Origin of the sequence: Pseudomonas sp. TWR3-1-1 (genome assembly GCF_049896545.1) — a bacterium.
Taxonomy (GTDB): domain Bacteria; phylum Pseudomonadota; class Gammaproteobacteria; order Pseudomonadales; family Pseudomonadaceae; genus Aquipseudomonas; species Aquipseudomonas weihenstephanensis.
In genome coordinates this window covers 224,240-235,860 of record NZ_JAFCUO010000007.1, presented here as the reverse complement: position 1 = coordinate 235,860, position 11,621 = coordinate 224,240, and the positions used below count along the sequence as shown (strand labels likewise).

The following is an 11,621-nucleotide window of genomic DNA, read 5'->3' as shown; positions in this document are numbered from 1 at the left end:
TATCAGGCGTCGTCTTTCACGGATTGGGTTGTTTTAAGAGGGGTGTGCTGACGTAGCCAGCGCACCGTCTTCTTGCCCGCGAGCATGCCGGGCTGCTCGATAAACAAGAACGTCAGGCTGCTGATCACGATCAGCAAACTGCTGGCGACCGCCGCCAATGCAACAAATACCAGCGGTTGCTGGATGTCCCACTGCATCACCACCGGCAGGCGGTGCATCAACAGCCAAATGAGCAGGCCATGCAGCAGGTAGGTGCTGTAGCTGATTTCGCCCATCCAGCGGATGCTGCGCAGCGTGAGGGCGCCAAACAAGGTGTTGCCCGAGGCCACGATGCAGAAGAACGCGGTCAACAGCAGCAGTGGCGCTGTGGCGAAGCTCTTGCGGAACATGAACAGCACCACGACCAACAGCATCAAGGCGATGCAGGCTGCCAGACGGGTCTGGCCCCACGCCACCCACTGTGGGCGACGCACCCAATAAGCCGCCGCAATGCCGCCGAGAAAGCTCATCAGGATGTGTTTTTTCAGCGAATGCTCCCAGCCGACCACCTGATACAGGGCATAAATGCCCAGCAGGCACAGCACGGCCTGTTTCCAGTTTTTGCGGTACACAAACACCATCCCGAACAGCGGCAATGCCAGGTAAAAGAACACCTCGTAGCTCAGTGTCCAAGTGACATTGGAAATCAGCATGCCGGTTTGCGGGTACTGGTTGATGTCGGGGCGATCGAACACCAGCCAGGCCAGAACCTGTTTGGCGACCACCAGCGGTTCATCCTCGAAGGTCCAGCCTTGCAGGTAAAACACGCAGAGGATCACGACGAGCAATAGCGGCAGGTACAGCGGGTACAGGCGGAAAATGCGCGATACGGCAAAGGCCAGCCAGTCGTGATGGCGGCCATGTTTGATAAGGCGGCCCCAGAACAGGAAGCCGGTAATCATGAAAAACAGCGCAACACTGGCCAGGCCGATTTGTGCGTAGAAATAGTTCTTGGGGACGTCAAACACGCGGGTGTGCAGGTAGATCCAGGTGATGGCGGTGTGGTGGACGAACACCCCGAACGCCAGATAACCGCGCAAACCATCGACGCTGCTAAAGCGCTGTTGCCCTGTGTGTTGCACGCTGCGCTGAAGACGCGGGAAGAAGCGGAGCAACAATGCTGAAGTGGTGATTGCCAGTGCGTATGCGATCACGGCCCATAGCGGGTTGTTGCTCCCCAGGCTCAACTGACAGTGCTCTCAGTGCGGCCCAGCTGTTCTATCTGTTGCCTCAAGCGACCCACGGCAATCGGTGGGGCCTGGACGGCGTAACCGTCGAGTAACGCTTGCAGCTGTTCTTCAAACAGCCAGCGGCGGTCTTCGGGGTAACGCTGCATGTGGCGCAGGTTGCGTTGACGCAAGGCCAGCCTTAGCGAGGACGGATAGAAGTGCAGGTCGGCGATGTCGATCAAGCCAAACTCGCCATCGTCCATCAGCAACACGTTACCCAAGTGCAGCGAGCGGAAGTAAACGCCCTTGTCGTGCAGCAGTGCCAGGAACTTGCCGAAGCGCTCCACCAGTGCCTGGCGCATGGCGCCCGAACCCATCGACTGCATCACCTGGCGCAGCGTTTGCCCCGGCAATGGCTGATACAACACCCCGCTGCTGCCATCGGCAAACAGGTACAGATCGCGAATCCTGGGGGCGGCAATACCCATCGCTTGCAAGCGTTCGCTGTTGACGGCAAAACGCTGGGAGTAGGGGTTGAAGCTGCCGGAGGTATAGCTGCGGCGCTCGCGAAACAGTTTCAGGAAGCTGCCGTTCTCAAGGCGCAGAACTTTGGGCCCCAGGCCGTCTTCTTCGATCACTTTTGCATGGGCTAGCAGCGCAGTGTAGTCAGCGTTGTTCAGGCGCTTAACGGGGCGGTCGAGCAAGGTTTTGAGGCGTTGGCTAATGCTTAACGCGGCGATCAGTGCCAGTGGAATCCACAGCAAGTACCAGTGTTCTTTAGGTCGCGGCAAGATTCCCCCGCCCTCGGTCAACGCGGCGCCGATGCCGTACACCAACCAGGCAGACGCCAGGATGAACAAAGGGTTAACGCGATGGCGCCAACTGCTGTAAAGCCCCCACACCTGCATGAACACCCACGGAATGAAACCGATGATGCCAACGTAATAGAGCACGCCCAGGGCGAAGTTGTGCGGCTCGCTGAGGGTGTAACCCACTTGCGGCACATCAAACGCCAAAGGTGCTTCATACCCGTGCCCGATAAACGGTCGTTGCGCGATCAGCTCCAGCGCCATGCGCCAGATGTCCAGCCGGAACGAGCTGCCGCGAAGAAAGATCATCTCTGAGAACAGCGCGAGCACCACCACGGCGCCTGCTGTGAGCATGCCGATCAAGGCCAGAGAGCGGCGATTCCAGCAAATGAAGCTGAGCCAGACCATGCTCAGGACAACCGCCACCAGCGGCGTTCTCGAGCCTGTAGCCAGCAAGGCGGCAAACATGATGAGAAACGCAGGGGCCGCCGCCATGACGATGGCCTTGCGCTTGCTGGTCATGCCCAGCGTCAGCCAATAGATGCAGAAAAAGCCGAAGGCGTGGGAGCTGAGCAACGGGTTATCGAAGGCGCCGGCGCCAATCATGCGTTGCTCGGGGATGTCGGGCGACCACTCCCCGGCAAACACGTAGAGGTTATACAGCGTGATCAGCATCGCGATCACGGCGGCGCTAAAAAATATCGGTTGCAGGCTTTCACTGCGGTATTTGACCAACAGAGAACAGCCCAGAAACAACATCAAAATGTGCAGCGGCGGTTTGAGCAGGCCCAGTGCGCTGTCGGCGGTGGGGCTCCATATCAGCGTGAACATTGACCAGCCGATAAACGCCAGCAGGCACAGGATCAGGGGTTCCTGAAGCAGCGTTTTCATCTCCCGCGGACGCAGCAGCAGGGCAATCAACGTCGGAATGCTGAATAAACCGTAATACAGTTTGTGATGGATGCTGCGGTCAGGCACAAAATACAAATCAGATAGAAGCAAAAAAAGCCCGATTGGCAGTAGCCACAGGCAAATGAAATCGAACATCCGATGTTTTGAGTAGCTCAAGTAACTGAATTGCATGCTGAAAGGTTCATTCCAGGTTTTGGATGGCCATACTAACGTAATGGCCATTTAATGTCGTTTTAGGCGTCCTGTGAGACCTTGTCCCAACCGGCTGGCAGTACACCAGAGAAGCTGTGATAAAGTCAGCAACCTTTTTTCACAACTGTCGCGTGATATGACCGAATCCAGCCCCAGCTCAAGCGAATCGAGCTTGAAGATCTATCTGCGCCTCCTCAGTTATGTCCGGCCTTATATCGGTCTGTTTCTGCTGAGTATTGTCGGCTTCCTCATTTTTGCGTCCACTCAGCCCATGCTGGGTTACATCCTCAAGTACTTTGTTGACGGCCTGTCCAACCCGGATGCGGTGCTGTTCCCGTCCGTGCCGTACTTGCGCGACCTGCGCCTGCTGCAAGCGGTGCCGCTATTGATCGTGCTGATCGCGGCCTGGCAGGGTTTGGGTTCCTTCCTGGGTAACTACTTCCTGGCCAAGGTGTCTTTGGGACTGGTTCACGACCTGCGGGTTCAGTTGTTCAACAACCTGCTGGTGCTGCCTAACCGCTACTTTGACAAACACAACTCGGGCCATCTGATTTCGCGCATCACCTTCAACGTGACCATGGTCACCGGTGCTGCCACCGATGCGATCAAGGTCGTCATCCGCGAAGGCATGACCGTGGTGTTCCTGTTTGCATCGTTGCTGTGGATGAACTGGCGCCTGACGCTGGTGATGATCGCCATCCTGCCGCTGATCGCGGTCATGGTGAGCACGGCCAGCAAGAAGTTTCGCAAGCAGAGCAAGAAGATTCAGGTAGCGATGGGCGACGTCACCCACGTGGCCTCGGAAACCATTCAGGGTTATCGCGTGGTGCGCAGCTTCGGCGGCGAAACCTACGAGCAAAAACGCTTTCTGAAAGCCAGCCAGAGCAACACCGATAAACAGTTGCGCATGACCCGTACCGGGGCGATCTACACGCCGATGCTGCAACTGGTGATCTACGTGGCCATGGGCATCCTGATGTTCCTGGTGCTGTACATGCGTGGCGACGCTTCGGCGGGCGACATGATCGCCTACATCACCCTGGCGGGCCTGCTGCCCAAGCCGATTCGTCAATTGTCCGAAGTCAGCTCCACGATCCAGAAGGGTGTGGCGGGCGCTGAGAGCATCTTCGAACAGCTGGACGAAAAACCGGAAGTCGACACCGGCACTGTTGAGCGCGACCACGTCAGCGGTCGCCTTGAGGTGCGCAACTTGAACTTCACCTACCCCGACACCGATCGCCAGGTGCTCAAGGATGTGTCGTTCATTGCCGAGCCGGGCCAGATGGTGGCATTGGTGGGGCGTTCGGGCAGCGGCAAGTCAACGCTGGCCAACCTGATTCCGCGTTTTTACCATCACACCTCGGGTGAAATTCTGCTCGATGGCATTGATATCGAGCAGTACCGCCTGCTCAATCTGCGCCGTCATATTGCGCAAGTGACCCAGCACGTCACCCTGTTCAGCGACACCGTGGCCAACAACATTGCCTACGGTGACCTGGCGGGCGCGCCGCGGGCCGATATCGAGAAGGCTGCGCGCGACGCCTACGCCATGGACTTCATCGAGCAACTGCCCCAGGGCCTGGACACTCAGGTCGGTGAAAACGGCGTATTGCTCTCGGGTGGTCAGCGCCAGCGCCTGGCGATTGCCCGCGCCTTGCTGAAAAATGCCCCGCTGCTGATTCTGGATGAAGCGACCTCGGCGCTCGACACCGAGTCCGAGCGTCACATTCAGGCCGCACTGGATCATGTGATGAAAGGCCGCACCACCTTGGTGATTGCACACCGCCTTTCGACCATCGAAAAAGCCGACATGATCCTGGTCATGGACCAGGGCCAGATCGTTGAGCGCGGGACTCATGCCCAGCTGTTGGCGCAAAACGGTTACTACGCTCGCCTGCATTCTTTGGGGCTTGATGCACCGTTGGCGTCGGGCGACATCGCCTGATCCCTTGCAGGGGATGGGTTCGCCCATCTCCTGCACGGGCCTGTGTGTCAGTGAGCGCAGGTTTTGTAAGCCACGTCTGATTCTCATTCCTCGCGATTAATACCGTGAACTGACCAGCGTTCACCCTGTGTTAATATCGCGCCCCTGTTCATTTTGTATGTGGGTTCTCCATGAAGTTGTCCATGCCGCGATTCGATCAAGCCCCTGTCTTGGTGGTAGGCGATGTCATGCTCGACCGTTATTGGCATGGCGGAACCTCACGGATTTCCCCTGAAGCGCCAGTGCCGGTGGTCAAAGTCGAGCAGATCGAAGACCGTCCGGGCGGTGCTGCCAACGTTGCGCTCAACATTGCTGCACTGGGTGCTCCTGCCTCGTTGGTGGGCGTGACCGGTGACGACGAAGCCGCCGACAGCCTGGCCAACAGCCTGCAAGGCGCGGGTGTTCGTGCACTGTTCCAGCGCATTGCGCACCAGCCGACCATCGTCAAGCTGCGGGTCATGAGCCGTCATCAGCAACTGCTGCGTATTGATTTTGAAGAACCCTTTGCCACGGATGCATTGGCACTGGGCGCCGAAGTCGACAACTTGCTTGAAGGCATCAAGGTGCTGGTGTTGTCGGACTACGGCAAAGGTGCGTTGAAAAACCACCAGGTGCTGATCCAGGCCGCACGCGCCAAAGGCATCCCGGTGCTGGCCGACCCCAAGGGCAAGGACTTCTCGGTGTACCGGGGAGCCAGCCTGATTACGCCAAACCTGAGCGAGTTCGAAACCATCGTCGGCGGTTGCGCCGATGAAGCCGAGCTGGTGTCCAAGGGCGCCAAATTGATGGCTGACCTCGATTTGGGGGCATTGCTGGTGACGCGTGGCGAGCACGGCATGACCTTGTTGCGCCCAAACTTTGCGGCCATGCACTTGCCTGCGCGTGCGCGTGAAGTGTTTGACGTGACCGGCGCGGGTGACACCGTGATCTCTACGCTGGCCGCGGCCATCGCTGCGGGTGAAGAGCTGCCCCACGCCGTAGCGCTGGCCAATCTGGCTGCGGGTATTGTGGTGGGCAAGCTGGGCACGGCGGCCATCAGCGCCCCGGAACTGCGTCGTGCCATACAGCGCGAAGAAGGCTCGGAGCGCGGTGTCTTGAGCCTTGATCAGCTACTGCTGGCCATCGACGATGCACGCGCTCACAACGAAAAAATCGTCTTCACCAACGGCTGTTTCGACATTCTGCACGCGGGGCATGTGACCTATCTGGAGCAGGCGCGTGCCCAGGGTGATCGCTTGATCGTTGCGGTTAACGATGACGCTTCTGTGAGTCGCTTGAAAGGCCCGGGTCGCCCGATCAACAGTGTCGACCGGCGCATGGCGGTATTGGCCGGACTGGGCGCGGTGGACTGGGTCATCAGCTTCCCCGAAGGCACACCGGAAAACCTGCTGGCTCAGGTCAGGCCCGACGTGCTGGTCAAAGGCGGTGACTATGGTATCGACCAAGTGGTGGGTGCTGACATCGTGGCGTCTTATGGTGGGACAGTGAAAGTGCTGGGTCTGGTTGAGAACAGCTCGACCACGGCCATCGTCGAGAAGATTCGCGGTCAGTGATGAGCGCCTTGCCCTAACCCTCCCTCCGGGAGAGGGTTAGGGGCTTTTGGTTTTCACCACCTTCTTGAATATCTGCCGTGCCTTTCCCGTCAAGCGCTTAAGCCGCGACTCTTTACCCGCTTCGCTCAAGCCCTGCTGTTTGAGCCAGTCCTTCCAGCGAATCCGCTCATCGCGCACCACCCAGCCGTCCTGCGGCGCAAAGCTCTCCGCCAAATACAGCCCGCGTGTACTGGCAGCCTGTAAACGGTCTTTGCTCAGGGTGTACAACTCGGCACACGGCTGGCCGTCTGTCAGGGGGATGAGGTACAAGTCAGGCCGCTTTCGATCCAGTCGGGCCACCAACTGATCACCCTCCAAACGCTCATCGACATGAAACAAACTCAACGATTTGGCTTCTTTGGGCACTTCAAGGCGCAGGTCATAGATCAGTTGCAGGGACGCAGTGGGTAAATGCACATACGCTCTGGGGCGTTCGAGCAAAGGCTGGCTGCCACACCGTACGGGCCGCGCCGCGCCTGAGTTGGGCGTCAGGCGAAAAGGCAGCGCTTCGCGGTAATGCAGTGCGCTGATGTAGGGCGCTGGAAGCCATGTCTCATTAAAACGACCCCCCAGCCAGCCTTCCGGGGTTTCGAGCAGGCACTCTTCAGCCACCTCCTGAATGGCCGTATGCAACGGCAGATTCACCTCGTGGGCCGGCACGTAGCCTGAGATCAGTTTGAGTACGACGTCGCCACGGTCCTGACGCCGTTGGCGCACCAGCACCCAATAATCACGGCCTTGCCAGTGCAGCGTCAGGCGTACGGACACGCCCAGGTTCGCCAGCTCCAGGCCAAAACGCTCGGTGTCGGTCACATTGACCTGTCGGCGCTTTTGCAGGGTTTGGGCAAAGTTGAGCGGCATGCCGACGCTTTGATAGCTCAGGCCTTCAGGCGTGGCTTCGACGAACAGCGGCAAGGTTTTGAAGTCGCTGGGGTTCTTGCGGATGAGTGAACGCGGCATGTCGGCTCCTTCTTGCGTCGGGGTCGGCCGCGTCGGCGGCATCAGGATTTGCGCAGCACCTGCGCAACAGTTGCCACGTTATGGGCCAAGTGCAAAGGATTAATGGTGCCGACAATAGCACTGGCAACCCCGTGATGGCCAAACACCAGTTCGAAGCTGGCGCGCACCGGGTCCACCCCCGGACTTAAGCAGACGTGGCCACTGGCCAAGGCTTTTTTGACCAAAATCGCTTTGCCGTGAGCGGCGGCGTAGTCGATCACCGTTTTTTCGGCCTGCTCGTTGAGGTTGTAGGTGACCATCGCACAGTCGCCGGTTTCCAGGGCTTTAAGGCCGCCTTCTACGGTTTTGCCCGACAAGCCAAAACCACGAATCTTACCTTCACGCTTTAACTCGGCCAACGTTTGGTAAACCTCACACTCATTGAGAATCGCCAGGTCATTGCCGTCGGAATGCACCAGTACCAGATCAATGAAATCCGTTTCCAAACGTTGCAGGCTACGTTCGACCGAGCGCCGTGTGTGGAGCGCGCTGAAGTCGTGGCTTGATTCACCGTTGACGAACTCTTCGCCAACTTTGCTGACGATCACCCAGTCCTGACGTTGGCCGCGCAGCAGCGGGCCAAGGCGTTCTTCACTGCGCCCGTAGGCGGGCGCGGTGTCGATCAGGTTGATGCCCATATCACGCGCCAGCTTGAGCAGCCTGCGCGCGTCGTCGTCATCCGGGATCTGAAAGCCGCTGGGGTACTTCACCCCTTGATCACGGCCCAGCTTGACGGTGCCCAACCCCAGTGGGGAGACGAACAGACCGGTGCTGCCCAGTGGGCGATGCAGGTCGTGCAAAGTCGCCTGGCTCATGGCAGCAATTGCTCCCACGCGGTTTTACACAGTGCAGGGCGCGGCAAATCAGCAGGCAGGGCAGGGGTCTGGCCCGGTTTGATGCCGTCATGTTCCAGTGCTTGCAGCACGCGATCCGAAAAGTCAGGTGCCAGCGCCAGCTTGGTGGGCCAACCCACCAGCAGGCGGCCCTGGTCGGCGAGGAATGCATTGTCCGGGCGCACCAGCCCTGACTGGGCTGGCTCAGCGCGATTGACCCGTAACGTCGCCCATTGCGCCTGGCTCAGGTCGACCCACGGCAGCAAATGGCCCAACTCTTTTTGCGCCACGGCGATCTGCTCGTCAGGTTCACGGGCCACGCCATCGGCTTCGGCAATGTCACCGCCCAAGTACCACACCCACTCGCCATTGGCTGCCGGGTGCGTGGTCACGGTGATGCGCGGCTTGGGGCCGCCCCCCAGGCAGTGGGCGTACAAGGGTTTCAGGGTCGGCCCTTTGACCAGCACCATGTGCAGGGGTCGCAACTGTTGAGCGGGCACGCTGATACCGGCGCTCGCCAGCAACTCGGCATTCCCGGCGCCAGCGCTGAACACAATGCGCTGCGCATGAATCTCGCGGCCGTCGACCCGCAGGCCCACCAGTTCGTTGTGCTCAAACAGCGGTTCGATGACGTGCCCGGCTAACAGGCCATCGCCCGCCAACGTTGCCAGGCGTTCGATCAGGCTCGGCACGTCGACCACCAGTTCGGCCAGTCGATACACCTTGCCCTTGAAGCGCGGGTCTTGCAGCGCAGGCGGTAATTGATCGCCCTTGACCTGATCCACGCGGCCGCGCACGGCTTTGCTGGCAAAAAAACTGGTGAGGTTGCCAGCCAACGTGCCCGGTGACCACAGATAGTGGGCTTGGGAAAGAATGCGTACGCCGCTCAAGTCCAGCTCGCCGTCACCGGCCAGGGCTTCGCGCCAGCGACGCGGCATGTCGGCAATGGCTTCGGATGCGCCGGTCAGCGCGCCGTGCAACGCATATTTGGCGCCGCCGTGAATGATCCCTTGAGATTTCACACTTTGGCCGCCGCCCAGGCTTTCGCGCTCGACCACCACGGTCGAAAACCCTTGGGCACGCAGGCGTGCATTGAGCCAGAGGCCGGCAATACCCGCGCCGACAATCAGCACGTCGGTGGAAATAACAGATGGCATGGGCGACCTCAGCGTTCAAAGACAAGGCCGGGAGTATACAGCCTGATCCTCAACCTGGCCTTTTCCCTGTCGCCGCTTGATCTGTGCTGCGCGAGGCTGCGCTCCTCAGGCGGTTGCTACAGGAGGTGGCGTGTTTCAGTGGCCAGCGGTTTTGGAGAACAACTGAATGACCACCACGCCCAGCACGATCAAACCCATGCCCAAGATGGCGGGTACATCGAGTTTCTGGCCGTAGATGAATAAGGCGGCGATGCTCACCATCACAATCCCCATACCGGCCCACACTGCGTAGGCAACGCCTACGGGAATGGTGCGCACCACCAGCGTCAGCATCCAGAAGGCGGTGGCGTAACCGGCAATCACGAGGACAAGTGGCAGGGGGGTGCTCAAACCCTTGATCGCTTTCATCGATACGGTGGCAATCACTTCGGCACAAATGGCGATAGCCAAGTAGTAGTAAGCGTTCATGATGAGGTCCTGAATATGAGGCGAGGCAATTTAACAGCAAGGCATTCTAGAGGTTGTAAAAGTGTGTAGCCGTTTTTTATTTCGCCGGGCGATGGTCGTGTTCGGTGCCATCATTGTGCGTGTCGTTTTCAAGTAAACTCCGCGCCCATGAATAGAACTCTGTACACCTTGTTGTTTCATCTGGGGCTACCACTGGTGGCGATTCGGTTGTGGCTGCGAGCGCGCAAGGCGCCTGCGTACGCCAGGCGAATAGGCGAACGCTTTGCCTTGAACCTGCCCCCGATGCAGCCGGGCGGGATTTGGGTACACGCGGTGTCCGTGGGTGAAAGCATTGCCGCTGCGCCGATGATTCGGGCGCTGCTCACGCGTTATCCACAGTTGCCCATTACGGTGACGTGCATGACGCCGACAGGTTCAGAGCGTATTCAAGCCCTGTTTGCCGATGAACCGCGCATTCAACATTGCTACCTGCCTTACGATTTACCGTGGGCGGCCGCGCGTTTTCTGGACCGGATCAAGCCCAAGCTCGGCGTCATCATGGAAACCGAGCTGTGGCCCAACCTCATCCATCAATGTGCCAAGCGCGGGATCCCGGTGGCGCTGGCCAATGCGCGCCTGTCGGCCCGTTCGGCCAAAGGTTATGCGCGTTTTGCCCGCCTGACACGGCCGATGCTGGAAGCGATGAGCCTGATCGCCGTGCAGACTCAAACCGAAGCCGAGCGTTTTCGCCAGTTAGGCGCACGACCTGAGTGCGTAGAGGTCACGGGTTCGATCAAGTTCGACCTGAGCATTGATCCTCAACTGTGGGTCAAGGCCCGCGAGCTGCGCGAGCAATGGCAGGCGCAAGAGCGCCCGGTATGGATCGCGGCCAGCACCCATGAAGGGGAAGACGAAATCGTTCTGGCGGCGCATCGGCAATTGCTCGCCCATTATCCGAATGCCTTGCTGATGCTGGTGCCGCGTCACCCTGAGCGCTTCAACAGCGTATTTGAGTTGTGCCAGCGTGAAGGCTTTGTGACGGTGCGTCGTTCGCAACACACGCCCGTCAGCGCTCAAACTCAGGTACTGCTGGGTGACACCATGGGCGAGCTGCTGTTTTTGTATGCGTTGGCAGACAGCGCCTTCGTGGGCGGCAGCCTGGTGCCCAACGGCGGGCACAATGTGTTGGAGCCTGCGGCGTTGGGCAAGCCGGTATTGAGCGGGCCTCACTTGTTCAACTTCCTGGAAATCGCCGCCCTGTTGCGTGAGGCTGGCGCCTTGGAAGAAGTCGACGATGCGCCCGGTTTAGCCGTGGCAGTGCAGCGTTTGTTTGAGTTGCCACAAGACGCGCAACGCATGGCTGAGGCTGGCTTGAAGGTGATGCAGGCCAATCAGGGAGCCTTGCAGCGTTTACTGGACGGATTGGCCCGACTGCTTCATTGATCTGTTCCAAAGGCCAGGCTGCCTCGATGATTCATGGCTCGCCTG

9 protein-coding genes are annotated in these 11,621 nt (G+C 59.3%); 3 read left to right on the top strand and 6 right to left on the bottom strand.

Annotated elements, in window-relative coordinates; all coding sequences use genetic code 11:
• Nucleotides 1-2: 2 nt before the first annotated feature.
• Both ACP7A4_RS16700 and ACP7A4_RS16695 read right to left on the bottom strand, forming a co-directional pair.
• Nucleotides 3-1,220, bottom strand: a complete 1,218-nt coding sequence (locus tag ACP7A4_RS16700) for an acyltransferase family protein (protein ID WP_177332404.1) — start codon at nucleotides 1,218-1,220, stop codon at nucleotides 3-5.
• Between the two features lie 2 nt (nucleotides 1,221-1,222).
• A complete protein-coding gene (locus tag ACP7A4_RS16695) occupies nucleotides 1,223-3,100 on the bottom strand; it encodes an O-antigen ligase family protein (RefSeq protein WP_426247830.1) in 1,878 nt (625 codons plus the stop codon).
• 157 nt (nucleotides 3,101-3,257) lie between these two features.
• On the opposite strand from ACP7A4_RS16695, the gene msbA reads away from it, so the two are divergent.
• Both msbA and hldE read left to right on the top strand, forming a co-directional pair.
• On the top strand, nucleotides 3,258-5,066 hold the full coding sequence (gene msbA, locus ACP7A4_RS16690; RefSeq protein ID WP_203303062.1) for a lipid A export permease/ATP-binding protein MsbA: 1,809 nt from the start codon (nucleotides 3,258-3,260) through the stop codon (nucleotides 5,064-5,066).
• Nucleotides 5,067-5,236: 170 nt separating this feature from the next.
• On the top strand, nucleotides 5,237-6,658 hold the full coding sequence (gene hldE / locus ACP7A4_RS16685; RefSeq protein WP_059763558.1) for a bifunctional D-glycero-beta-D-manno-heptose-7-phosphate kinase/D-glycero-beta-D-manno-heptose 1-phosphate adenylyltransferase HldE: 1,422 nt from the start codon (nucleotides 5,237-5,239) through the stop codon (nucleotides 6,656-6,658).
• 36 nt (nucleotides 6,659-6,694) lie between these two features.
• Here hldE and ACP7A4_RS16680 read toward each other — a convergent pair whose 3' ends face one another.
• From ACP7A4_RS16680 to ACP7A4_RS16665, 4 genes are all read right to left on the bottom strand, one after another.
• A complete protein-coding gene (locus tag ACP7A4_RS16680) occupies nucleotides 6,695-7,657 on the bottom strand; it encodes a hypothetical protein (RefSeq protein ID WP_059763556.1) in 963 nt (320 codons plus the stop codon).
• 41 nt (nucleotides 7,658-7,698) lie between these two features.
• Complete coding sequence (locus tag ACP7A4_RS16675; protein ID WP_048364473.1) at nucleotides 7,699-8,511, bottom strand: aldo/keto reductase; 813 nt, start codon at nucleotides 8,509-8,511, stop codon at nucleotides 7,699-7,701.
• Nucleotides 8,508-9,686: an NAD(P)/FAD-dependent oxidoreductase gene (locus ACP7A4_RS16670; protein ID WP_203303060.1), complete on the bottom strand. Its 1,179-nt coding sequence runs from the start codon at nucleotides 9,684-9,686 to the stop codon at nucleotides 8,508-8,510. Before ACP7A4_RS16670 ends, ACP7A4_RS16675 begins: the two co-directional genes overlap by 4 nt.
• A 135-nt stretch (nucleotides 9,687-9,821) precedes the next feature.
• Complete coding sequence (locus ACP7A4_RS16665; RefSeq protein ID WP_048364471.1) at nucleotides 9,822-10,154, bottom strand: DMT family transporter; 333 nt, start codon at nucleotides 10,152-10,154, stop codon at nucleotides 9,822-9,824.
• 147 nt (nucleotides 10,155-10,301) lie between these two features.
• On the opposite strand from ACP7A4_RS16665, the gene waaA reads away from it, so the two are divergent.
• A complete protein-coding gene (gene waaA / locus ACP7A4_RS16660) occupies nucleotides 10,302-11,576 on the top strand; it encodes a lipid IV(A) 3-deoxy-D-manno-octulosonic acid transferase (protein WP_426247809.1) in 1,275 nt (424 codons plus the stop codon).
• The last annotated feature ends 45 nt before the right edge of the window (nucleotides 11,577-11,621 follow it).